Raw genomic sequence first — 24,401 nt, forward strand, 5'->3', positions numbered from 1 at the left:
GACTTAATTTTCACCAGTTTTGTGGAATTTTGCACAAAATTTCGGTACTTGCAATCATGAATTTCAATTATTCATACAGAGCTTTCCTCATAACTTCCCTACTCACGGGCTGTTTAGTGCTTTTACTTTTCAGCATGAAACTTTCTAGTGAACAAGTGGAAAGCAACGAAGAGACTTATGATGTAGTGATGGCGCCAGAGGAATTGCTTCCCGATGATCTCGCTATTGCAGAGCTTACTCCCGAAAAAGTAAAAGTGGAAACCAATCGGGCCTATAACGAAGCCGAAAAGTTTATCTCATCCGTTGAAAATAAAGATCAAGATATTACAGAGACCACCGAGGGCAAACTTCAGGAAATGAACGAGGCTATGGAAAATTCAAAAAGTTATAACGGCACAGGAACAACAACCATAACAAAACCTGGGAAAGAGAAGAAAAAGAAATTATCCAATAGTGAAAGTGGTAAAGACGCCGAAGCAGTTGTTAAAAGCGGTAATAGAAACACAACAATAAGCTATCAACTAGTAAACCGAAAAGACATCGATTTGCCCAATCCAGTCTATACCTGTTACGGGTCTGGAAAAGTAGTTATAAATGTGGAGGTCAACAACTTGGGGAAGGTGGTGAAAAATTCATACAACAAAACCGCTTCCACCACGTCCAACGAATGTTTAATTGATGCTGCTTTGGAATATTCCGAAAAAGCACGTTTCACCACCGATGCTTCTAGAACAGGGCAACTTGGTACCATAACTTTTAATTTTCCTGGTCAACAATAACAAGTATTCAGCACGCAGTCTTCAGTAATCAATAAATATAATTATGGACTCAAAAAAAATACGTTGTGGATGGTGTGGGACGGATCCGCTTTACGTGAAATATCATGATGAGGAATGGGGTTTACCTGTGAAGGACGATAAAACGATGTTCGAATTTCTACTTCTGGAGACCTTTCAGGCGGGATTGAGTTGGATAACCATTCTTCGGAAACGTGAAAATTTCAGAAAAGCTTTTGATGATTTCGACTATAAAAAAATAGCCAAATACGATCAATCTAAAATTGATTCGCTACTTCAAAATGAAGGTATTATTCGCAATAAACTGAAAGTTAATTCCGCAGTTACAAACGCAAAGCTCTTTATGGAAATCCAAAAGGAATTCGGCAGTTTTACTGATTATATCTGGGGTTTTGTAAACCATAAACCCATCAAAAATGTTTGGAAAACGCATAAAGATGCACCAGCAACGACAAACGAAAGTGATGTTTTGAGCAAAGATCTAAAAAAACGTGGTTTTAAATTTGTGGGCAGCACAGTAGTTTACGCTCATATGCAAGCCACTGGAATGGTGAACGATCATATTGAAGATTGCTTCCGATTTCACGAAGTATGATTATTCCAAAAAAGACTTTTTCTCAGGATTCGCTGAATTAGTAACCGCAACCGCCTTTAAAGTTTGATAGTATTGATTGGCAAGTTCAGGATCTGTGTTTTTCTCTTCAGAAAATAACTTTTGGAACCAAGCCAATGCTTTTCCATATTCACTTTTGAAATAGTACGCTGTAGCCAACTTTTTATAAATAAATGGGGTGCCGTAACCTTCCTTTACCACTTGTTCGTATACACGAACCACGTCAATGTCTTTATTGACGTCAGTTTTATGAAGCAATGATTGCGAAAAAGAAAACGTAGAAATACTAGCAAATAAAAATAAGGTAAGCAGGTTACGCTTTGTAATCATTGGGGGTATGAGTTTTATGAATAGCTATTTTTAATGTGAATATAGCTATCAGCAAGATTTGTCTTTCAAAAAAACAACAAAATTTTCAATATATTGCCACGTCGGAATAATTTAACAAAATTACCTGCCAAATTCGTCATAATTTTAATGATATCCTTTCTAATTTTTTACAACTGCCTTTGAGCTTTGGGATGATTTTACCGCTTTGAGTGCTTGTTTATAACGTTGTAAAATTTCAGGATCGCTGCTCTTTTCGGCTTTAAAAAGCTTTTCAAACCACAATAGCGCTTTGTTGTATTCACTTTTGAAATAATAGGCATTGGCCAATTCCTTGTAGATAAAAGGGGTGCCGTAGCCTTCCTCAACAACTTGCTCATAAACGCGAACAACGTCAATGTCTTTATTAACGTCGGTTTTGGTTTTAGTTTGTGAAAAGGAAACGGTGCTAATTCCTGCAAATAGCAGGAATGCAAGTAGGTTAGACTTGAATTTCATTTGGGACTAAAATTTAAAAACAAGCAACCGCAGTATTGTAGGTCTACAGTTGATTGTGTAGGTTAACTTTGTAAAAAAACAAAAAAAACCACAATAAATTGTGGCTTTTTTGATAAAACTTATTTTTTAACTTAAAGATTTACAGCTTAATAACCTTTTTATGAATCTTGCCGAAGTCACCTTCAAAAGTAACAAGCAAGGTTCCTTGCCAGTTTTGATTAAGATCCAATGTTATTTTTCCATTTCCGTTTTCAACATTGGCTTCGTATAATTTTTGACCTAAAAGATTGTGAATTTCTACCTTTACAGGACCTTGAATTGCATTCATATTAAATGACACTGCACCTGTTGTTGGATTGGGGTAGGCTGCTGAAATATGGTTTTGCGCCCATTCATCCACTGAAAGATTTTCAACCTGAATGGTCCAATAACCTTCCGGTGCTACAATGGGGCGATTCAATTCCTTCCCAGAAAAGGCTTTGGCCCAAATGTAATACTCAATATTTACTGGCGTATTTGGGATTGTCAAATCTGCGGTCCAATAATCGGAATTGGAAGGGGCCATTTCAATTTCATTGTAAACACTCGAACCCTCTTCCCTCCAAAAAACTTTAGCTTGTTCTACAAATGAAATATGTTTTATAAAAGCATCAATAGTTACTGTACTTCCGGCATTGGCCTCATCAATGGGTTGATGAACAATCCAAAGTGGTTCCGCAACTCCAATGGTGTGCGTAATGCAGTGAATAGCTCCCAATGAGTTTATTAAATTTTCACCCGGGTTATCTACGTCTATGCCCACCACATTGTAACCGGGCAACATTTCCTGGTATTGTGCCAAAGCTGGTGCATCAACATCTGGGCGGTACGTGGGAACCATGATGGTTTTGTTCACGAAAACTGCATTGCTATAAGTATTGTATGGACCGCCTGTATTTGGATAGTTCCCTCCTGTACTTGGGGGTGCATCAATCCATTCTATATCATAAGGGGTTCCAAAAGGGGATTGAAAATTGTCCAAAACATACTGAATATTCGCTTCAATCTGTGGGCCATCCGCTATGCCAGGAGGATACTTGCTTACTAGAATGGTCTCCTCATCAAGCAATTTCATGTGCATATCAATATGGTGAATTTGATCGTATGGAAGTGTATTCATCTTTACAAAACGCTCAATGCCCATGTATTCCTGCATAATCCCGTCTATTTGGGCTTCAGTTTTAACGCTTACTCCATAAGGGTTTCCTGCAGCGTTTTCATTAAGAATTAAATTTGAAGCAAAGGCATTGCCCATTCCATCACTCATATAGTTTCCACCAGTATTTACTAAATCGTTGGTTCCAGAATTAGTTGTGTAAAGTGGAATCCCGGCTTGTGCGGCATGAGCGGTTGGCATCACGTCGTCATTTGGGCGCGGACGGTTGTATATCCAATCTGTCAAGGCCAATTCGCCTACATCGTCTGAGTAAATTGTGTTTCCTGCATAATCGCGAATCCAAATACTGTCCCACGGCACGTTTAAAAATGTAACATTAGTTATATCCACGCCATTTGTTGTTAAGTAATTAGAAACCGAAGCTTGATTTTGAGTGGTGATAATCACTTTGCATTCCTGCACCCCAGCTTGAACTATTTGCCGAAGGATAGTTGGGTAGGAAGGATTCCAGGTAACCAAAAGATATTCCACCTCTTCCCATTCTGCTGCAGCACGTACGGGACCTGATGGCGGTGCTGTAAGTCGCGGACTTGTAAACTGAAATTCTGAAACCAGTCCTTTTTCCGTTTCGGTGAGATTGTGCGGAAGATTCGGTTTTTCCTGTGAAATGGCGAAAACAGTCTGCAATGTCATCAACAATACCAAGAGGTATCTTGTGTAGTTATTTTTCATAAGATGAATGAATTGTGGATTACGAAGATAGGGTTTTATATTGTTTTGATAAAGATATCAAAAAGAGTTTATTGCAAATTAAAGTTGATTAAGCACTCTCAAAAACTCCTCTCTCCCAATCTCCTCCGCCCCCAAACTTTCAAGGTGTTCATTGTAAATCTGACAGTCAATAAATTTATAATTTTTAGTTTTTAAATATTCCGAAAGATGGTAAAAAGCAACTTTTGAAGCATCGCTAACCAAACTGAACATACTCTCGCCACAAAACACTTTTTTCTGTGGAACATCAACACCGTAGAGTCCGCCAACCAATTTATCATTTTCCCATACCTCAATAGAAACAGCATGTCCAGATTCGTGAAGAGTTATATAGGATTCTTGCATCTCTTCGGTTATCCAAGTTCCAGCCTGTCCTTTCCGCGGAACAGTGGCACATTTTTTTAGGACTTCGGCAAAATTTTGATTGAAAGTGATTTTAAATTTTTTGCTGTTTAAAGTTTTACGAAGACTTTTGGAAACCTTGAATTTTTCTGGAAACAAAACCATTCGTGGGTTTGGGCTCCACCAAAGTATGGGCTGATCGTCTTCAAACCACGGAAAGATTCCCGATTTGTAAGCCAACACCAAACGCTCCACCGAAAGATCGCCGCCAATGGCTAGCAAACCATCAACGGTAGCTTCCGAAGAACTAGGAAACCAAAACTGTTCAGTTAAATAATGCATAATTCAAAAATTAGTAAAAATTTCCCCATAAAAAAACCCTAGAAAATCGGGCTTTTCTAGGGTTTCGAACATACAACCTATGAATAAAAAGTGTATAAGATTTCTTTTTAGAAAGGAAGATCGTCGTGTTCTTCCTCATTAAAATCGTTTGCAGGCTCAAAGGCTTCAGCTGGTGGCATTGGCGGCATATCACCACCTGTTGGTGCTCCTGATACGTTTTCAACACGCCATCCTTGAATACTGTTGAAATATTTGGTTTCGCCTTGTGGGTTTACCCATTCGCGACCGCGAACGTTGATGCTCACTTTCACTTCCTGCCCCACTTTATAAGTGTTCAACAAATCTGTTTTGTCCTGTACAAATTCAATCAAAATATGTTGTGGATATTGTTCTTCAGTAGTAATTACCAGCTCGCGTTTCCTAAAACCATTGTTTCCGTAGGTTTTAGTTTCATCTATCATTTTAATTTTTCCTTGTAGTTCCATTTTCTTACTTAATTATTTAATCTTTATTGTTTTCGTTTTATATTCTGCTTAAAAGTACCTTCCAAGCTTCGTCAATTTTTCCTTCGCACAAAAAATCTTGCGCTTTTTTATGTATTTCTAAAGAATTGCCCTCATCCCGCAACCATTTCAATTCTTCCGAAGCATCTATAAAGGTATTAATTTCTTCTGAATTTGGAAAATTTTCTACGTTGCCCAACATCCCCAAATCATTTCCTGTCAACACCCTGCTATTACGGATTTCTTCGGGAAGTATATCTACGCCAACGCCGAGTGTTGTCAATGGTTTTGGCACCTCAAAAAGACCCGCTTTGGCGCGGCTGTACCAATTGCCGCCAAGTCTGGAAACCGTATCAATTTTGAAAGGATCAATAGCACCATTTTCATCAAGAATTTCTTCTTTGATATGAATTTTCACCACTTCACAAATTACCAAATTGCCCGCACCACCTTCTGTGCCTAGCGCAATTACATCATTAACCTTGCATTCCAATTGAACAGGAGCCTCGGCCACGCGGGGTGGTTTTACGATATCCGAAACCAATTCAGTAAACCCGGCTTTAGTAAATTCATTTACGCCTTTTGCATATTCAGTAGAGGATAGCGATACTTGCTGCACCATTTCAAAACTTACAATGTTAATAACCACTTCCGGTACTTGCAAAACATTTTCGTAAGTGTGTTTTGTGGTGTTGTCTCGCCCACGCCTCGCTGGCGAAAAAACCAAAATCGGTGGTTTCGCACTAAAAACATTAAAAAAACTGAAGGGCGAAAGGTTTACGTTACCTTCGCTGTCTACAGTACTTGCAAAGCATATAGGTCTTGGAGACACTGCTCCCAAAAGGTATGCGTGCAGTTTTCCTGTGGATAATTCGTGTGGTTCAATAGAAATCATTGCTTGCAAATGTACCCAAAGATTATAGCTTGTAAAAACTTGATTGTACAATAATATCAACATATTTGCTTTATATTTAAACTGGAAAAAGATTCTTTATGCTGCGCAACAAATCACTCTCCCGTTGGGGTTTTATTTTGGCTTCTCTTATTGTTATCAGTCTTATTTTGTGGAATACGTATATTTTCTTCAATCAATTGAAGGAAAACGAACGCACTAAAATGGAGATATGGGCCGCTGCGTATCATGACCTTCTTCAAAATCCGACGGTTGGCGAAATGATTTTAACGGTAATACAGAGTAATACCAGTACCCCAATGATTCTCTATACTGAAAAAGAGAAAGCCTATACGCATCGTAATATTGATTCGCTGGATATAAATACTATTGAAAAAAAGCAAAAATTTATAACTCAATTTTCTTCGGAGTATACCCCTATTGAAATCCGGAACGATGATGAACTGTTATCAACGATTTATTATGGCAATTCCCCATTGATAAACAAACTAAAATATTATCCTGCGGCGCTTATTTTGATAATTTTCCTTTTCATATTAGCCGTTTATCTTTTCTACAAAACCTCCAAATCTGCCGAACAGAACAGGCTCTGGGCCGGAATGGCTAAGGAGACTGCGCACCAAATTGGCACACCGCTTTCTTCTTTGGTTGGCTGGACCGAGATTTTAAAAAGCGAAAAAGTAAATCCCGAATACATTGCCGAAATTGAAAAAGACATTTCCCGTTTGGAGACAATCACAGACCGTTTTTCAAAGATTGGCTCGGTACCTAAACTAGAGCAGCATGATTTGGTTGAAGAAACAAAAGCCACTTTTCAGTATTTACAAAAACGCACTTCAAAACTTATAAATTTTCAGCTCCATGTTCCCCAAAAACCGATTTATGTTGAAATGAATCCACAACTTTTCAGTTGGACGATTGAGAATTTAGTAAAAAACGGCATAGATGCTATGAAAGGAAAAGGAAGTATAACCATTTCCATAGAGAAGAATTCAAAATATGCGTTAATTCATATTACCGACACTGGAAAAGGATTGACAAAAAGCGAGTTCAGGAGAATTTTTACGCCTGGTTATACCACAAAAAAACGTGGTTGGGGCTTGGGTTTATCACTAGCAAAACGTATTATTGAGGAATATCACAACGGAAAAATCCGTGTTTCAAAAAGTATATTAAACCAAGGCACCACAATGGAAATCTCTCTAAAGACCGAAAGTTAACTATGAGTATAAAAACCCACACGCTGCATACAGCGCGCTTAAAAAACAACTGCCCAACATGCTTTGGAACAGACGGTCTGGAATTTACCTTTACACAAGCGGAAAAAGAAACTCCATTTTTTAAAAAACCAGCTACTGAAATAGAAAATAAACTATACTGCCAGACGTGCAAAAATAATATTTACCCCGTAAACTGGACTGAAGACATTGAACGCGTTTTTGACTACAACAAAAAAATAGCGGAAACCTATAAACAGTATTTAAAGGTGAAACCGCTATTTTATATTTTGGTGGTCGTTGCTCTTTTGCTTGTGGCTGCTGTGGTTTATATTTTGATCCCTATTTAAGGCTTTAGTCTTTCACCAATAGCTTCAGCTAAAGTTTCAAATTCCTCCGAAGTCATTTTTACTTTTTTGGTAAAACGCATATCATCCATTTCGTTCAATGGAATAAGATGTACGTGAACATGAGGCACTTCCAAACCTATAACGGCCATTCCCACACGTTTGCAGGGAACGGTTTTTTCAAGGGCTCGGGCAACTTTTCGCGAAAACTGCATCAATTGTAGGTACATATGCTCGCCCATATCAAAAACCTTATCGATCTCTTCTTTTGGAACACATAGTGTATGACCTTTTGAATTTGGGTTTATGTCCAAAAAAGCGATGAAATTATCATCCTCCGCGACTTTGTAGCAAGGAATTTCACCTTCGATTATTTGTGTGAAGATTGATGCCATATTTAATGTCTTGAAATTTCTAATATTTCGAATTTAAGTACGCCATTGGGTACTTTTATCTCAGCCACCTCGCCTACTTTTTTACCTAACAATCCATGGCCAATTGGAGAATCTACAGAAATTTTTCCTGTTTTAAGATCAGCTTCGCTTTGCGCAACCAACTTATAGGTCATTTCCATTCCGTTGTTTTGATTTTTAATTTTCACGGTTGAATGCACCAAAACCTTGCTCAAATCCAATTGCGATTCATCTATCAAACGGGCATTGGCTAGAACTTCTTCCATTTTGGCAATTCGCATTTCCAACATTCCTTGTGCTTCTTTGGCTGCGTCATATTCGGCATTTTCGCTTAAATCTCCTTTATCACGTGCTTCAGCAATAGCATTGGAGGCTTTTGGACGCTCCACATCGCGTAGCTGGTCTACTTCGTCCCTTAACTTTTTTAATCCTTCGGCTGTGTAATAAGATACTTTACTCATAACTTCATCGTTTGTGTATGCAGAACATACGTAATCTTTAATATAATAAAATCCCGACTCGTGGCGGGACTTCTCTTTTCTTTAATAAATTGAAAAAATCCCATGCGATGACGGGATTGTGTTTAACAAATATAGTAAAAATTTACATCTTGCGTAATTTGTTGTAATTTCGACCTAAAATTTAATTGTTTCCATGAAAAATAGAATCTTCTTCCTTTTAATTATTTTTATAACATTGTCGTGCTCAAAAAAAGACGATAAGCAAGAGCGCAATCCTTATTTATCAGATCCTGTTGTAAGTTTGAATTTGAACTTAAATTTACCAGAATATAATCCCTTGAAGTTTCCCGGAAATTCCGTAATAACTTCCCAAGGCATCAAAGGCATCGTGGTGATTTGCATAAGTGACACACAATATTTTGCCTATGATTTAACTGATCCTAATCATGCGCCCAGCAATTGTTCACGAATGGAGATTAATGGGCCCATTGCAAGTTGTCCATGTCAAAATGATGACAATGAATACAATATCATAAATTTTGGAAGGCACACTACTGAGCCTGATACCAAATACCCGATGCAATCCTACCGCGCTGAGCGCAATGGCAATAATATTGTAATAAGTAATTAATGCTTCTACCCGATCGATAATAAGAATTAAAATTTTATTGTCGCTCCCAATAAAAAGTTAGTCGTCGCCTGCGGATAATAGCCTGCTCCTTCAATGGTTTTAACTGTTCCTGGATTGCTGAAATCGTCATCATAGGTGTAAAAATAACCGTTGGAAATATATTTCACATTGAAAATATTGTTCACTAAAGCTGAAAAAACCACTTCCTTTACCCACGGAAGATTGTCCAAAGTGTAAACAATATTCAAGTCATTGATGAAGTAACTGTCCAATTTTGAAGCTTCGCTGTCAATATTACCCATATATTGCTCGCCCACAAATTTTGAAAGAAAACCTAACTGCAATTTCTTTATTGGGGAATATTCCAGCATATTTGCTGCAACAATAGAAGGTGAAAAAGAGATGTTTGTGTTGCCAAGATTTACCAATTCACCATCGCGGGAAGTAACGAAATCTACATTTTTATTGGTGCTCAAAGCAATATTCGGAAGGGTTCTCAAATTTTTCATAAGCTTTATTTCAGCATCTACTTCAAGTCCCAAACGATAGCTTTTTCCACTGCTTGTTCTTAAGCCTGCACCCACATCGTTCAATTCTCCAGAAAGAACCAATTGGTCTTTGTAGTTCATATAATAAACATTCGTGTTCACTTTTGTCTTTTCCGAAGCGAAACGCCAGCCCAATTCAAAATCATCTAACTTTTCAGCAGTAGTAATATCTTGTTCGTAATCATTTCGGGAAGGTTCGCGATGTGCTTTTCCATAGGAGAAATAAAACTGATTTGAAGCATTGAATTTATAGGTCAGTCCCGCTTTTGGATTGAAAAACGCATAGTTTTCATCAACATTCAACGGCAACAAATCTGAAGTAATTCCCGCAGTTTTATAATTTAAAAACCGCCCCTGCAAATCTCCAAAAAAGCTCCATTGCTCAGTGATTCTGTAAGTTGCTTTTGAAAAAACGGTAAATTCACTTTTCTCGCCATTTCCTTCATAATAACGATCCCGAATTTCAGAATTGCTGGCGTAACGTGCCCAAATTACTTCGCCAAAATGGTCGCCGGTATAATAACTGTAAAATGCTCCACCAGTAAAGTCAATTTTATTGTTTTTGTAATTCACGTTTGCATTGGCAGCATAAAAATCATTATCCAGCCATCGACGACGGATTAAATCTGTAGTGTTGATGGTATCACCACCAATTTCAATTGGTTCAAAACCGTAAGTTTCAAAATCTTCGTCTTCTTTATATTGCTCAAAATAACCCTGTCCTTTTGTGTAATTAAAAGAAACATTCGTGTTCCAATTATTATTGAAACGCTGGTTCCAAAGCAATTGATAATGATCCTGCGCATAATTATCTACTTCGTTGTTGTAAAACTGAATGTTTCCATCTTCATCAGTGTACTCTCCAACGGTGTTGTACGTTCTATCATTCTTAAGTTTTTCTGGGTCTTCTAAACCATTCCAAGACTGATAAGTTTCTTCCCTTCCACCGAAAACTAAAGCTTTTATCAAGGTATTTTTATTCACAAACGCTCCCTGTAGAAAATACGATTTCAAGTCTGAACTGGCTCTGTCAATATATCCATCAGATTTAATGGTTGACAACCTTCCCGCTAATTCAAAATGATCGGAAAGTAAGCCAGTGCTGAACTTGACGTTGTGTTTATGTGTGTTATAACTTCCGAAGGAATTTGCAATTTCACCATAGGCTTCGTTTGAAACAGCATCGCTTAGCAAATTCAAACTCGCGCCAAAAGCGCCCGAACCATTGGTTGAAGTTCCTACACCGCGTTGCAATTGCAGACTTTGGACAGAGGAAGTAAAATCGGGCAAATTCACCCAAAATGTTCCTTGACTTTCGGAATCGTTATAGGGAATTCCATTCAACGTTACATTCACTCTTGAAGCATCGCTCCCACGAACCCGAATGTAAGTATAACCCACGCCCGCTCCAGCATCACTTGTGGTGACGACCGATGGAAGATAATTGAGCATATACGGAATATCCTGCCCAAGGTTTCGCTTTTCAAGTTCTTCTTTGTCAAGGTTTGAATGGGTGATGGGCGAATCTGCAGAAACTCGAACGGCTTGCACCAAAACTTCGTCCAAGGATTCAATTTTTGTTGAATCTTGTGCTTTATTCTGTGGTATTTCCTGCCCGGAAACTGTGATAAAAAATGAAGTAAATACTGCGGAAATCAATAACTTTTTCATTCGTTAAAAAAAAATTTAAACGAATAAAAGGGGCGTTATTCTTTGTTGGTTAAATGGTTACATAAAAAAACCCTGAAAACAATGCGTCGTGCATTATTACAGGGGGTTCCTATTCGTTATCCCTTGGCAGCATTACCCGCCCAGGTTCTTTGGGTATAATCTCAGCCAGAATGATTAGCGATTGAAGATTTTCGATTAACGATTGCAGAAGTACTTCTGCAATCTACAATCTACAATCTGCAATCAAAAATCCCTTAGCACCCCTTTGAGATGTTCGGCAAAGATACAATTCATTTTATTTATTAACCTGAAATTTTTATCATATCATTAATACTTCGCTTTTTTTATAGTCTTTACATTTGGGCAATGGCTACTTCAAAAAACAAATTCACTCTTAAGATTATCCTCAGCTACCTCGTTTTGGGAGCTTTGTCTGTTCTAGTTGGCTTTTTTTTATATTCTGAATTCAAAAATTTTACTGCCGAATCCATTGAAATTAAAGGTGAAAAAAAGTTTATTGAAACCGGAACGCTCATCAATTTAGTTTACGAAACAGACGGATTTTCAAGGCTCGCGCTTTTAACCGAAAGCGATGACGACTTCGAAAAATATATGGTCATGACGGAATCTCTTTTCAAAAAGATTGAAGAGATTAAATCGCTTACAACTAACGATTTTCAAATAAAACAACTGGATAGTGTTAATTCCCTGGTCAAAGAAAAAAACCGGAATATTGAGCAACTGCGGATCCTACGGCTGACAAACCAAAAAGACACTTCGCTGGACGATATTATGAAGGAAGTGAGAAAATTAGAGGCCTCTATCGGTTTAAATTCTGTGGAATCCATGGTGAAGAATCCTTCAAATCTCAGCAACAAGGATCGAAGAATATGGGAAGCTTATGCCGATTATTTAAACAGCAGTTCGCTTCGTGATACTTCAACCGTAAAGTCAAAAACCGTGGATTCTATGCTAACCGCTTCACGTTATATTGTTGCAGAAGCGAAAAAAGAAAATTCCCGTATTCGTGAATCTTTGATGCAAAAGGAGAATGAATTGATCCGCAACGACCTCAATATTTCCGAGCGATTGCGTGAAATTATCGCCAGTTTTGACCGCGAAATTACAAAGAACAATAATATAGAAAAGCAACAGCGTGCGGAATCCATGGAACGCACCAAGCAGATTCTGAAGTTTGCCGGAATTTTGGGTGGCATCGTAGTTTTACTATTTTCCTATTTCATTCTTTCTGATTTTTTTAGGGCAGAACGCTTTAAAAAGAATTTGGAAGAATCAAAAAACTATGCCGAATCGCTGTTGAAAAGCCGCGAACTGCTCATTTCCACTGTAAGCCATGATTTGAAAACACCTTTGAATACCATTAGCGGATACGCTGAATTGTTTGAAAACTCAAATCTTTCGGAAAAGCAGAAATATTATTTGGCGCAAATCACTTCCAGTTCGCATTTCATTTCGCATTTGGTGGATGACCTATTGGATTTTTCAAAATTGGAAGCGGGAAAATTGCCTTTGGAAAGCATTCCTTTTTCTCTTGAAAATATAATCACTGAAGCCGGAAGCGCAGCAAAACAGTTATATCTTCAAAAACCTGTTGAATTGAAAATATCAATTTCAGAAACAATAAAAAACAAAATTTTTGAAAGCGATCCGTTACGAATTCGGCAGATTATAAACAATTTAGTAGGCAACGCTTTCAAGTTTACAGAGCATGGCAGCGTTGAAATTAAGGTTGAAGAACTAGAAAATAAAAATACAATTTCAACCATTCAAATCTCCGTTATCGATACGGGAATCGGTATTTCAAAGGAAAAACAGGAACTTGTTTTCAACGAATTTACACAGGCTGAAACAGAAATTGCGCACAAATTTGGGGGCAGTGGACTCGGGTTGGCAATATCAAAAAAACTCACCGAGCTTTTGGGCGGAACTATAAAAGTAGAAAGTGTTTTGGGAGATGGAAGTTCGTTTATCCTAAATCTTCCCCTAAAGAATTCAGAAAGGGTTTTGACAAAAATTTCTTCCGAAAAAGTAAATTCCTTTAAAGGTTTAAAAGTTGTATTAATTGATGATGACGAAACTATGCGCGCCCTTTTGCAGGAAATTTTTGAACAGATGGATATAACTTCGAAAGCATTTCGAAGTTATGATGATTTCAAAGCTTCCGATTTAGGTTTCAATTTCCATTTCGTTTTAACGGATATTCAAATGCCGCAGACAGATGGATTTACTCTTTTGAAAAGATTGAAAAACGGCGAAATCCTTTCCTATAAAAACCAAGCAGTTATAGCGATGACTGGAAGCCGAGAGCACAGCCGGGATTTTTATTTAGAAAAGGGGTTTGCGGAAATGCTTCCAAAACCTTTCTCTAAACAGGAACTCATTGCTGTTTTGAATAAAATATTTCCTGAGCTTCGTAATTTTTCAATAGAAAAAACAGCGGAAGAGCCACTTGAAGAAAATTCTTCCAATGCTGATAAATTTGATCTTTCCCTTTTAAAATCCTTTTTGAACACGCCCGAAGCTTTAGAAGAGGTCCTAATTGTTTTCAATGCTCAAACCGAGAAAGATCTGCAGCAAATAAATAATTTAATCACTGAAGAAGACCCCAAGACGATTACAGAAATCGCTCATAGAATGCTCACGATGTTCCGCCAATTAAAAGCAAAAGAAGTAATTCCAATCCTTGAAAAAATGGAACAATACAACATGGAAGTAATTGAAAGCGTGGAAATGAAAATGGATTATGAAAAACTAGTGATGAATATTCGGGATATGCAAAAAGCTCTTGAAACTAGAGAGTTTTAAAGTTCTATTTGATAATGTTCAAGCTTGTTATAAAGGGTTTTCCTAGTAATATTTAACAGTTTTGCTGCTTTGGTTTTGTTGAAATCCGCTTCCTTTAAAGCGTTCAAAATAAGCTGTTTTTCGTTGCTTTCTTTTGAAAAATCTATTGTTTCATTTTTTGTTTTTTCAGAAAATAAAACTTCCCGCGGAATCACTTCTAACGGGATTAAAGCTGTGTTTGTCAATAAAACAGAACGTTTAATTACGTTTTTCAATTCGCGCAGATTACCTGGCCAAGCGTAGTTTTTAAAAGCTTCTTCAACATTTTTTGAAAGCCCCAAAACTTCTTTTCCCAAGGAGGCATTTGCCTCTGCCAAAAAATATTCAATAAAAAGAAAAAGATCTTCTTTCCGTTCGTGAAGAGACGGAATATGTATTGAAAATTCATTCAAGCGATGGTAAAGATCTTCTCTAAATTTTCCATCGGAAACGGCTTTTAACAAATCTTCATTTGTTGCGGAAAGTATACGCACATCTACTTCTATTTCGGTATTGCTGCCCACAGGCTTTATGCGCCGTTCCTGCAACGCACGAAGTAATTGGATTTGATTTTCATAGGAAAGATTACCCACTTCGTCCAAAAAAAGTGTGCCGCCATCGGCTGCTTCAAAGTGTCCTTTTTTGTCGTTAACCGCGCCAGTAAAACTGCCCTTTACGTGCCCAAAAAACTCGCTTGCAGCAATTTCCTTTGGAATTGCACCACAATCTACAGCTACAAAACTTTTATTTTGCCTGTCACTATAATTATGAATTGCCTTTGCTGCAACTTCCTTCCCAGTTCCACTTTCACCTTGAATCAAAACACACATATCCGTTGGTCCAACGAGCTTTAAATATTCGTTGAATTTTTTTGAAGATTCGCTGATTCCAACAACGAAATTGGGCTTTTCAATATTTGCTTTAGGAGAAGTTATTCGTTTTTCTTCAGTAATTTTTGAACCAGGAACTTCCGACGATTCATCATTTTGAAAACCCTCTTCTATAATCATCAGCAATTCCTCGGGGCGAAATGGTTTGGAAATATAATCCAAAGCGCCTTTTTTGATAGCCTTCACCGCGGTATCAACTTCGGCGTAACCGGTCATTAAAATAACCTTTGTTCTTGGAGTATTTTTTTGGGAAAATTCAAGCAATTCCAAACCAGAAACGTCTGGAAGTTTCAGGTCTGTAATCAGTAAATCAAAATTATTTTCAATCAGCGTTTTCCGCGCACTTTCGCCAGTAAGGGAAACGGTAACCTGAAAGCCCTTTCGTTCCAAAAAAGAAGTGAGCATTTTTCCAAAAGCTACATCGTCTTCAACTATATGTATTTGCTGCGCCATTACGTTTTCTAAGAACGTAAAAATAGTGAGTATATGGCTGGGCAAACTTTAAATTTATCATAAAAAAAAGGCGTCCAAAAATTGGACGCCTTTCTCAGAAGTATTGAATCTAAAATACCTGCAGTTTACTGCTTCTTCATATCATTTTTAATCCACTCGCCTTTTGCGTTTGCATATACTGTTGCAGCTTTTTTGTCTGCAGTGGCAAGTTGGATTTTGTATTCTCCATTGGCATTCACATAAGCCTTAGAGATAGTAGCACCACTAAAATCTTTAGCTACGGCGTCTTGGACGGCTTGTGGAACCTCAGAAGCTTTCACTTCCTTATAGTCTTGTACTGGAGCAGCAACAATAGCAGTTTCGGCATCCTGTGCGGCTTCAATTCTGGTTTCAACTTGCGCTTCAACGGCAGTTTGTTTTTGCTCGTTCATTGCAGTTGGTTCTTTATCGGTTTGTGCAGTTACTGCGGTTAAACCTCCTAATACGATTGCTGTACTTAAAATTAACTTTTTCATTGTTTTTGTTTTTAAAAAATTATTTATTCGTTTCTAAGTTTGTTTGTTGCTTGATATATAGAAAAAGTAGTGCCATAGAAAAAAGGCAATAGAAAAAACTAATAAATAACTGAAAAACAGTTGTTTATTGAATTTTAAATTATTTTGAATTCTAAGAAAAGTGTATAAAGAAAAGAACAGTTGTGTAAAAATTATACGTTTTGTGTATAAACACTATTCAATTTTGGGAGGTTTGCGGTTGGATTTTTTAAATGCGTGTTCTTTTTTGGATTTTAAACGTCTTTCAATCGCACCTTTTGAAGGTTTTGTTTTTTTACGAGGTTTTGCAACTTTTAGGTTTTGCTGAAGTAATGCAACCAATCTTTCAATAACAATGCCTTTATTACGATGCTGGCTTCGGGTTTCGCCACATTGTAGGATAATAATTCCTTCAGATGAAATTTTTAAAGCAAGCTTGTTGCGAAGTCTTTCTTTTTCAGTTTCTGAAAGCGCTTCTGAGTTTTCCAAATCAAAAGAAACCTCAACTTTTGAAGCTGTTTTGTTCACGTGCTGCCCACCCGGACCACTGCTGCGAATGGCTTTAAAGTTGAGTTCAGAAATTAAAACTTCAGTATTCATTTGGGTTGGTGTACTTCGTTCAAAAGGTCATTTACGGTCTTTACGGGATTGAAGGTGATAAGCGGGACTTCTACAAAAACAGTGTTCCAATTTGCCATAGCACCATTCCAAAGGCCAGGGAGTTCCAATGCTTTTATTGATTTTCCGTGATACGATTTTTTCGAAATGAAACCTGCATCTGGATCAGAAAATTTCAATAGATTAAATTTTTCACCTTTGTAATTGCGAACGCCACAGATTAAATCAACTGGATTGAAATGCGTCGCTTTTTCAACCAATTGTTTCTGTTGTGGGTTATTGCTGTCTATTTGCGACATTTCTACGATTTGATAGGAAAGGTTTCCGTTTTTGTCTTTTATAAGAAATGGCCCTCCGCCGGGAGCACCCGTATTTTCTACCACACCACAAATGCGAATGGGGCGTTCCAGAACTTTTAATAGTTTATCCTTACCAATAGGAATGTTTTTTATATTCAGTGCTTCGGAAATAAAAGACTCAATTTCATTAAGTAATTCTTCGGAAGGATTTTCAGCGTTAAGTTTTTCAATGAATCTGAAAATTTTCTTCTGTAGTGAAATCAATTTTCCTGCAAGCACTTTTTTTTGATAAGCAACGGTTTCTACATAATTTTCCGAAACCACATTGTCTATATTTTTAATGAAAATGATATCCGCATCCACATCGTTCAGGTTTTCTAGCAGTGCTCCGTGGCCCGACGGACGGAAAAGCAAATCGCCTTTTTCATCTAAAAACAAATCATTTTCAGGCGTTACTGCAACTGTATCTGTTTCTTTTTTCTGAAAGGAATACGAAATTTTAAAGCGAACTTCTGTTTTCTCTTCAACAATGTGTTTTACTTCATCAAAACGCTTTTTAAATTTTTTCTCGTGGCCTTCGGAAACTGTAAAATGCAGATTTGCCGTGTCGTACGTAGCTGCGTAAAAAGCGGCTTCATACAATTGTTCGCCAAAAGCGGTAACATAATTTTCACCGTATTTGTGAAAAGGAACAAGTCCTTTTGGTGTGTTATTGAAATTTAAACCCGTTTCCTCCAGCATTTCCTGAATGAACAAATAATATCTTTTCCCTTTTTCGAAATTTTCAAGATCGGGATATTTTTCTTCCAACTTGCCTTTCACCAAAGTCGAAAAAGCAAAATTGCTCATTGAGTCGAAGAAGATTTTTAAATTTTTGTTTTCTTCCTTTTGAAGAAAAACATCAATAGCATCGTTTTCAGGCTTGAAATTTTCCAAAAATTGGTGCAAAAACTTGAACATTCGTGTTGCTGCACCAGAAGCCGGAACAAATTTCAGCAACTCGAGATTGTCTTTTTCAGCTTCAAAAAGATTGGCTAAACGCTGTTGCTCCTTTTCCGAAAAAACTTCAATTCCGTTATTGACCGAAGCCGGCTCAACTACATTGGCGTAGAGAATTCCGTTTCTGAAAATGGCAAGTTGCCTTTCAATTTCAGCTTCGGAAAGACCGTGATTCTGTATTTGTTGTATGTTTTTTTCTGTAAACATTTTAATTCTTCTTCAGCAATGCGTCAATAATTCTGACGGCGTTTTCAAATCTTTCTTTTTCCTTTCCCTTTAAAACTTGATAGGGGAAATTCTGTTTTTTCAATTCGGCCTCGAAAATACGAAACATTTCTTTGCGATTGTTTGGGCGGTCACGCAATATATCCTGCTCCCAAGGAGTATCAACATAGGTTAAAAGATAGATGCTATAATTGTCTTGGGTTGCTTCGTTTTTTATTTCCAAAGGGCAAAATCCATCGTAATAATACTCGGAATACACTTTCAGTTCAAGCAAGTTTGTATCGCAAATCAACAGATTTTCAATATGTTGGGAAATTTCGTTTTCAATTTTCAGTTGGCCTTTGGCGATGGGAATTAAATCTTCTTTAGATACCAATTCTTTTTTTGAATTCCACTTTTTCTGAAGGTATTCACGCATAAATTCGGGTACCCAAAGTGTGTTGTAATGTTTCGCCAATTGTTTAGCCAAAGTAGTTTTTCCCGTAGATTCGGGACCGTATAAAACTACTTTTATCAATTCAGTAGGCTGGTTTCGGGTATGTCGAGATTTTTCTTCCACGCGCGGTATCCGTAAATGGCAATAATAGTGAATAAAAGGTATTGAAACGAAGTAAAAACGAGTCCTTTATAAAGGTATAGCGGCACGGAAATGATATCACCAATAATCCAATAGATCCAGTTTTCGAGTTTCTTTTTCGCCATAAGCCACATTCCAACAAAGAAAATTGCTGTGGTAACTGTGTCAACGTAAGCAGTCCAATTGTTCCATTTATCGAAATATTTATAAACAGCAAACACGAAAACCAACGTCCCAATAAAAATATAAATTGACTTTTTATTCTCTGATTTTGTAGCTTTTGTAATAGGAGTATAATGTGTGTCGTCCACTTTTCGGGTCCAAATATACCAGCCATAAATACTCATTGCGAAGTAATAGGCATTTATCATCATATCGCCTAAAAGCCCATAAATAGCTAAGATGTATACAAAAATTGCCGTGCTAATAATTCCGGTGGGATAGACCAGTATATTATCTTGTTTACTGAACCAAACACTCAAAAAACCAAAGAATACTCCAATCAATTCCAGCACAATTAAATGTGTGGGAACTTCAGCATACTGTGCAAAAAACCAATCAAAAATGGGGCTCATAATCGCTGCGGTCTGATTTTACAATTTTTATATACAGCAATCCTCTTTCCAAGGCCTCCAAAGCAATTTTCATTTCCTTTTGAAGCAGGTTCATAACTTCGTCATAATCGCCATAAACCTGTGTGCTGAGTGGATTTTCCAAAACTGTAAGCCCAGAATTTCGAAGACTTTTTATGAAATTGATGATTGCGGGTTCATAATCATCCTGTAAAGGTGTTAAAGTAAGTTCTACTGAAATTTTCATATTGTTTTACGTTTTTAAATCTTCAAATACTGTTCCCATTACAACCATATCTGCCCCAGCATTGTAAGCAGCTTGTTTTTGTGATTCGGTTTTTATTCCTCCACCAACGATTAAAGGAATGTTGATAGTCTTTTTTACTTCGGAAATGATTTCGGTTTTAACAGGAAACTTGGCACCGCTGCCAGCTTCTAAATAAATAAGTTTAGCCCCCATAAATTGTCCTGCTAAAGCAGTATGCACAATGACTTCAATATTTTTCTGTGAAAGAGGTTCCGTCTTGGTCACTTTTGAGACTGCCGAATCGTTCCCGCCATCTATCAAAATATAGCCAGTAGAAATGATTTCCAAATTTGAATTTTTCAGTTTTGAAATTGATTTTATTTGCTGGCCTACTAAATATTCAGCGTTTCTTCCAGAAAGCAATGTCAAAAACAAAAGTGCGTCCGCAAATGATGTAATCTGTGAATAGTCTCCCGGAAAAAGAAATATTGGAAGTTTCGTTTCAGCTTTTAGTGCTTTTACAGTTTCTTCGGTTTTGCCATGTGCAACAGAGCTTCCGCCTACAAAAAGATGGGTAGTTTTCTTAGGAGTTTTATTCAAAAATGATTTTATTTCTGAAATAACAAACTTATCGGGATCAATCAAAATGGCAAGTTGCTTCTCCTTTTCGGCTACCGATTCCAGAAAAGATCTGTAAAACGATTCTTCCATTTATTGCTTTTCAGAAATAAGGGCGTAGGCGCAAGTAAAACCTTCAAACTCCAAAAAATCTACATTATATTTTTGGGTTTTATCTTCATAGGTAACTGTGGCAGTGGTTTTATAATCATCAAGCATAAATTCTTCAACATAAATATTCTCCAAAAAACTAACTCCTTTTTCTGCAAAACTTTTATAAAGTGATTCTTTGCCGCACCAAACAATGGTGAGTTTGCGCATCATTGCATCTTCATTGGCTATGGTTCGGTATTCCTCGATAGGGGTGAATTTATGGGCTATTCTGAGGATTTTGCTTCGTTGCATTTCGATGTCAATTCCCACTTCAAAATCACTAATAATTATTGCCGAAAAATTGAAGGAATGCGTAATTGAAATATGCTTATCGCCCGTTAAATGGGGCTTTCCGTTTTCGTCATAATACAAATCGTGATCTGAATATCCTTCCAAAGCCATCAGATGCCGAATGCTCATAAAGCCTCGACGATGCAGATCACTTTTCATATTAACGACTCGGTTTGAACAATTTTTTGTGAGATCTATACCATCCGAAAGCGTTTCAAAAGATTCTTCAATCTTCCAAATGAAGACTTTAGTGGTTGGATTAACTGTTATAGTTTTGTAAAGTGGCATAAACTTTTAAAGTATATTTTGTAGTTTTGCAGACTGAAAAACAGAAATTAATTTTTAACAAATACCCGCTTTCGAGGGTATAAATATAACAAATATGTCAACGAAAACTGTGCCTTACACGGCGTTTAAAGTAAAAGATATTACCCTTGCCGACTGGGGAAGAAAAGAAATTGAGCTTGCAGAAGCTGAAATGCCAGGGCTTATGAGCTTGCGTGAAGAATACGGAAACGAGCAGCCTTTGAAGGGTGCACGTATTGCTGGATGTCTTCACATGACCATTCAAACTGCAGTACTGATTGAAACTTTAAAAGCATTAGGTGCTGAAGTTACTTGGAGTTCATGTAACATTTTCTCTACCCAAGACCATGCTGCAGCTGCAATTGCTGCTGCTGGATTTCCTGTTTACGCATGGAAAGGTATGAACGAAGAAGAATTTGACTGGTGTATTGAGCAAACGCTTTTCTTTGGCGAAGATCGCAAACCGTTGAACATGATTCTTGATGATGGTGGTGATTTAACAAATATGGTTTTGGACAAATATCCAGAGCTTGCAGCTGGCGTAAAAGGAATTTCTGAAGAAACAACTACTGGTGTTCACCGTCTATACGAGCGTGTGAAAAAAGGAACTTTACCAATGCCAGCAATCAATATCAACGATAGTGTAACCAAAAGTAAATTTGACAATAAATACGGTTGTCGCGAAAGCGCTGTGGATGCAATCCGTCGTGCGACTGACATTATGCTTGCCGGAAAACGCGTAGTAGTTTGCGGATATGGCGATGTGGGTAAAGGAACTGCCGCTTCTTTTAAAGGTGCAGGAAGTATCGTTACCGTTACGGAAATTGACCCAATTTGTGCTTTGCAAGCTGCAATGGACGGTTTTGAAGTGAAAAAACTGGAAACGGTTATAAAAACAGCAGATATCGTTATCACTACTACGGGAAATAAAGATATTATCCGTCCTGAGCATTTTGAAGCGATGAAGGATAAGACCATTGTTTGTAATATTGGGCATTTTGACAATGAAATTGCAGTTTCTTGGTTGAACAAAACCCACGGAAATTCAAAAGTGGAAATTAAACCACAAGTTGACAAATACACTATTAATGGAAAAGACATTATTCTTTTGGCTGAAGGCCGTTTGGTAAACCTAGGTTGTGCTACGGGTCACCCAAGTTTTGTAATGAGCAACTCTTTCACCAACCAAACATTGGCACAGATAGAGCTTTGGAAAAACGGTGAAAACTATGAAAGAGAAGTATATATGCTTCCAAAGCATTTAGATGAAAAAGTGGCAAAACTTCACCTTGAAAAAATTGGGGTGGAACTTACGGAACTTACAAAGGAACAAGCCGATTATATTGGTGTTACTGTTGAAGGACCATTTAAGCCAGAGTATTACAGGTACTAATGATTAACGATTGTAGATTTACGATTTTTTAAAATTGAAACCCTTGCAGCGATGTGAGGGTTTTTTTATGGAAAATATTTAACTTTTACAAAACAAAGATTATTCTTATTTTAATTGAATGATGATTTATGAAGAAGAAAAAATAAAAGTCCCACGATTCAAAGAAGAATCTGGCTTCTACACCACAAAAAAGCGCTCTAAAATGATGAGCAAAATTCGTGGTAAGAACACCAAGAGCGAATTACTTTTCAGAAGAGCACTTTGGAAAAAAGGGATTCGTTATAGTGTTGATAGCAAAAGACTTCCCGGAAAACCCGATGTTTCCATCCAAAAATACAAACTTGTAGTTTTTATTGATGGCGAATTCTGGCACGGCTACAATTGGCCAGAACGGAAAGAAACTTTAAAAGCCAATAGAGGTTTTTGGATTCCGAAAATTGAACGAAATATGCAGCGCGACCGCGAAGTGAACAGACATTTAGAAGAAATGGGGTTCACGATTTTCCGGTTTTGGACCAACGAAATAAAGAACAACCTAGACAAATGCATCAACGATGTATTAGTTTACATAAACACAGGACAAAATGATTAAGAATTCCAAACTCCCGAACATCCCAACCTCTATCTTTTCAACAATGAGCAAAATGGCAGTAGATCATAATGCCTTAAACCTTTCGCAAGGCTTTCCAAATTTTCCCAGTGACCCAGTTTTAAACGCTTTGGTTGACCAAGCGATGAATGATGGTTTTAACCAATACGCTCCTATGCAAGGGGATTTTGAGCTGCGCATGGAAATTTCAAAAAAAATTGAATACCTTCATAATCATTTCTACAATCCCGACACCGAAATCACAATAACGGCTGGAGCAACGCAGGCTATTTTTACAATTATTGCGGCAACTATAAGCAAAGGTGATGAAGTTATTATTTTCACTCCAGCCTACGATTGTTATGCGCCCACGGTGGAATTGTTCGGCGGAAAAATAATTCCTGTTCAATTAAAACCACCTTTTTACTCAGTGGATTGGCAGGAAGTTGCTGATAAAATTTCTTCAAAAACAAAAATGATAATCATCAACAGTCCGCACAACCCTAGCGGAATGCTTCTTTCTGAAAAAGATATGCTTCAATTGCAGGATTTGGCCGAAAAAAATGATTTATTGGTTTTGAGCGATGAAGTTTACGAACACATTATTTTTGATGGAAATGTGCATCAAAGTGCATCAAAATTTGAAGCCTTGGCGAAGCGAAGTTTTATAACAGCTTCCTTTGGAAAAACATTTCACAATACCGGTTGGAAGATAGGTTATTGCGCCGCTCCGGAAAGATTGATGAAAGAGTTCCAAAAAGTACATCAATTTGTGGTTTTCTGTGTAAACCATCCTATTCAAAAGGCTTTAGCAACATATTTGAAAGATTCCCACCACTATCTAAAACTTTCAGATTTTTATCAGCAAAAGCGTGACTTTTTTCTGCATTTAATGGAAGGCTCCAATTTCAAGATTATTCCTTCGAAGGGAACATATTTCCAAATGCTTGATTTTTCAGAAATTTCAAACGAAAGTGATATCGCCTTTTCAGAAAGGCTTACGAAAGAATTTAAGATTGCAACAATACCTACATCGGTTTTTAATGAAGGAAAAAAAGATTTCAAACAAATAAGAGTGTGTTTTGCCAAAACCGATGAAACTTTAGCGCAAGCTGCACATATTTTGAAACAATTTTGATTCTTAAAATCTATAGATATGATCAAGAACAATAAGTTTTATCGATTCAAAGATTAAAACATCCGATTGAATTTTGGTTTAAAAAGGTTTTATAAAGTCGTATTTT

General features: G+C 37.2%; 27 protein-coding genes. 9 read left to right on the forward strand and 18 right to left on the reverse strand.

Annotation, left to right across the window (positions count from 1 at the left end):
* The first annotated feature begins 56 nt into the window (after positions 1-56).
* On the forward strand, positions 57-779 hold the full coding sequence (locus ESU54_RS05730) for a hypothetical protein (RefSeq protein WP_146743962.1): 723 nt from the start codon (positions 57-59) through the stop codon (positions 777-779).
* A gap of 43 nt (positions 780-822) precedes the next feature.
* Entirely contained in the window at positions 823-1,392 is a 570-nt protein-coding gene (locus ESU54_RS05735; RefSeq protein ID WP_111843403.1) for a DNA-3-methyladenine glycosylase I, read from the forward strand.
* Here ESU54_RS05735 and ESU54_RS05740 read toward each other — a convergent pair whose 3' ends face one another.
* The 6 genes from ESU54_RS05740 to ESU54_RS05765 all read right to left on the reverse strand — a co-directional run bounded on the left by ESU54_RS05740 (position 1,393) and on the right by ESU54_RS05765 (position 6,244).
* The gene (locus ESU54_RS05740) at positions 1,393-1,740 is read right to left on the reverse strand and encodes a hypothetical protein (protein WP_111843402.1); all 348 of its coding nucleotides are present in this window, start codon (positions 1,738-1,740) and stop codon (positions 1,393-1,395) included.
* A gap of 159 nt (positions 1,741-1,899) precedes the next feature.
* Positions 1,900-2,235: a tetratricopeptide repeat protein gene (locus ESU54_RS05745; protein ID WP_111843401.1), complete on the reverse strand. Its 336-nt coding sequence runs from the start codon at positions 2,233-2,235 to the stop codon at positions 1,900-1,902.
* 139 nt (positions 2,236-2,374) lie between these two features.
* Positions 2,375-4,123 (reverse strand): agmatine deiminase family protein, encoded by a 1,749-nt coding sequence (locus ESU54_RS05750; protein WP_111843400.1) that lies wholly within the window; start codon positions 4,121-4,123, stop codon positions 2,375-2,377.
* Positions 4,124-4,201: 78 nt separating this feature from the next.
* The gene (aat, locus tag ESU54_RS05755; protein ID WP_111843399.1) at positions 4,202-4,846 is read right to left on the reverse strand and encodes a leucyl/phenylalanyl-tRNA--protein transferase; all 645 of its coding nucleotides are present in this window, start codon (positions 4,844-4,846) and stop codon (positions 4,202-4,204) included.
* 107 nt (positions 4,847-4,953) lie between these two features.
* Positions 4,954-5,331 carry a DUF3127 domain-containing protein gene (locus tag ESU54_RS05760; protein WP_111843398.1) on the reverse strand — a complete coding sequence of 126 codons (378 nt, stop codon included), beginning with the start codon at positions 5,329-5,331 and terminating at the stop codon, positions 4,954-4,956.
* 37 nt (positions 5,332-5,368) lie between these two features.
* Positions 5,369-6,244, reverse strand: a complete 876-nt coding sequence (locus ESU54_RS05765) for a flavin reductase family protein (protein WP_170253262.1) — start codon at positions 6,242-6,244, stop codon at positions 5,369-5,371.
* A 98-nt stretch (positions 6,245-6,342) separates the two neighbouring features.
* Between ESU54_RS05765 and ESU54_RS05770 the strand changes: the two genes are divergently transcribed.
* Positions 6,343-7,482: a sensor histidine kinase gene (locus ESU54_RS05770; RefSeq protein WP_111843396.1), complete on the forward strand. Its 1,140-nt coding sequence runs from the start codon at positions 6,343-6,345 to the stop codon at positions 7,480-7,482.
* Positions 7,483-7,484: 2 nt separating this feature from the next.
* Positions 7,485-7,829, forward strand: a complete 345-nt coding sequence (locus ESU54_RS05775) for a hypothetical protein (protein WP_111843395.1) — start codon at positions 7,485-7,487, stop codon at positions 7,827-7,829.
* Here the strand turns inward: ESU54_RS05775 and ESU54_RS05780 are convergent.
* Positions 7,826-8,221, reverse strand: a complete 396-nt coding sequence (locus ESU54_RS05780) for an HIT family protein (RefSeq protein WP_111843394.1) — start codon at positions 8,219-8,221, stop codon at positions 7,826-7,828. The genes ESU54_RS05775 and ESU54_RS05780 overlap by 4 nt on opposite strands.
* Positions 8,222-8,223: 2 nt before the next feature.
* On the reverse strand, positions 8,224-8,700 hold the full coding sequence (gene greA / locus ESU54_RS05785; RefSeq protein ID WP_111843393.1) for a transcription elongation factor GreA: 477 nt from the start codon (positions 8,698-8,700) through the stop codon (positions 8,224-8,226).
* Between the two features lie 193 nt (positions 8,701-8,893).
* Between greA and ESU54_RS05790 the strand changes: the two genes are divergently transcribed.
* On the forward strand, positions 8,894-9,331 hold the full coding sequence (locus ESU54_RS05790) for a hypothetical protein (RefSeq protein WP_111843392.1): 438 nt from the start codon (positions 8,894-8,896) through the stop codon (positions 9,329-9,331).
* Positions 9,332-9,357: 26 nt separating this feature from the next.
* Here the strand turns inward: ESU54_RS05790 and ESU54_RS05795 are convergent, their stop codons facing one another.
* Positions 9,358-11,550 (reverse strand): TonB-dependent receptor, encoded by a 2,193-nt coding sequence (locus ESU54_RS05795; RefSeq protein ID WP_111843391.1) that lies wholly within the window; start codon positions 11,548-11,550, stop codon positions 9,358-9,360.
* Positions 11,551-11,916: 366 nt separating this feature from the next.
* On the opposite strand from ESU54_RS05795, the gene ESU54_RS05800 reads away from it, so the two are divergent.
* Positions 11,917-14,376, forward strand: a complete 2,460-nt coding sequence (locus ESU54_RS05800) for an ATP-binding response regulator (RefSeq protein ID WP_111843390.1) — start codon at positions 11,917-11,919, stop codon at positions 14,374-14,376.
* Here ESU54_RS05800 and ESU54_RS05805 read toward each other — a convergent pair.
* The 9 genes from ESU54_RS05805 to ESU54_RS05845 form a co-directional block, all read right to left on the reverse strand.
* On the reverse strand, positions 14,373-15,737 hold the full coding sequence (locus ESU54_RS05805) for a sigma-54-dependent transcriptional regulator (RefSeq protein WP_111843389.1): 1,365 nt from the start codon (positions 15,735-15,737) through the stop codon (positions 14,373-14,375). The two genes, ESU54_RS05800 and ESU54_RS05805, sit on opposite strands and share 4 nt — an antisense overlap.
* Positions 15,738-15,862: 125 nt before the next feature.
* Positions 15,863-16,252, reverse strand: a complete 390-nt coding sequence (locus ESU54_RS05810) for a hypothetical protein (RefSeq protein ID WP_111843388.1) — start codon at positions 16,250-16,252, stop codon at positions 15,863-15,865.
* Between the two features lie 213 nt (positions 16,253-16,465).
* Positions 16,466-16,870, reverse strand: a complete 405-nt coding sequence (gene arfB, locus ESU54_RS05815; protein ID WP_111843387.1) for an alternative ribosome rescue aminoacyl-tRNA hydrolase ArfB — start codon at positions 16,868-16,870, stop codon at positions 16,466-16,468.
* The gene (locus ESU54_RS05820) at positions 16,867-18,393 is read right to left on the reverse strand and encodes a DUF4301 family protein (RefSeq protein WP_111843386.1); all 1,527 of its coding nucleotides are present in this window, start codon (positions 18,391-18,393) and stop codon (positions 16,867-16,869) included. Before ESU54_RS05820 ends, arfB begins: the two co-directional genes overlap by 4 nt.
* Position 18,394: 1 nt before the next feature.
* On the reverse strand, positions 18,395-18,928 hold the full coding sequence (locus ESU54_RS05825; RefSeq protein ID WP_111843385.1) for an AAA family ATPase: 534 nt from the start codon (positions 18,926-18,928) through the stop codon (positions 18,395-18,397).
* Entirely contained in the window at positions 18,925-19,563 is a 639-nt protein-coding gene (gene pnuC, locus ESU54_RS05830) for a nicotinamide riboside transporter PnuC (protein ID WP_111843384.1), read from the reverse strand. Before pnuC ends, ESU54_RS05825 begins: the two co-directional genes overlap by 4 nt.
* The gene (locus tag ESU54_RS05835) at positions 19,547-19,807 is read right to left on the reverse strand and encodes a thiamine-binding protein (protein WP_111843383.1); all 261 of its coding nucleotides are present in this window, start codon (positions 19,805-19,807) and stop codon (positions 19,547-19,549) included. The genes pnuC and ESU54_RS05835 overlap by 17 nt, the downstream gene beginning before the upstream one ends.
* Positions 19,808-19,813: 6 nt before the next feature.
* Positions 19,814-20,518: a geranylgeranylglyceryl/heptaprenylglyceryl phosphate synthase gene (locus ESU54_RS05840; protein WP_111843382.1), complete on the reverse strand. Its 705-nt coding sequence runs from the start codon at positions 20,516-20,518 to the stop codon at positions 19,814-19,816.
* Complete coding sequence (locus tag ESU54_RS05845; RefSeq protein ID WP_111843381.1) at positions 20,519-21,157, reverse strand: 4'-phosphopantetheinyl transferase family protein; 639 nt, start codon at positions 21,155-21,157, stop codon at positions 20,519-20,521. It abuts the gene before it with no gap.
* A 94-nt stretch (positions 21,158-21,251) separates the two neighbouring features.
* Here ESU54_RS05845 and ahcY point away from each other — a divergent pair, with 94 nt between their 5' ends.
* The 3 genes from ahcY to ESU54_RS05860 all read left to right on the forward strand — a co-directional run bounded on the left by ahcY (position 21,252) and on the right by ESU54_RS05860 (position 24,295).
* Positions 21,252-22,568: an adenosylhomocysteinase gene (gene ahcY, locus ESU54_RS05850; protein WP_111843380.1), complete on the forward strand. Its 1,317-nt coding sequence runs from the start codon at positions 21,252-21,254 to the stop codon at positions 22,566-22,568.
* A gap of 118 nt (positions 22,569-22,686) precedes the next feature.
* Complete coding sequence (locus tag ESU54_RS05855; RefSeq protein WP_200830093.1) at positions 22,687-23,160, forward strand: very short patch repair endonuclease; 474 nt, start codon at positions 22,687-22,689, stop codon at positions 23,158-23,160.
* Positions 23,153-24,295 (forward strand): methionine aminotransferase, encoded by a 1,143-nt coding sequence (locus ESU54_RS05860; protein ID WP_111843379.1) that lies wholly within the window; start codon positions 23,153-23,155, stop codon positions 24,293-24,295. Before ESU54_RS05855 ends, ESU54_RS05860 begins: the two co-directional genes overlap by 8 nt.
* The last annotated feature ends 106 nt before the right edge of the window (positions 24,296-24,401 follow it).

It is taken from the genome of Aequorivita antarctica (assembly GCF_007997155.1).
Classification (GTDB): domain Bacteria; phylum Bacteroidota; class Bacteroidia; order Flavobacteriales; family Flavobacteriaceae; genus Aequorivita; species Aequorivita antarctica.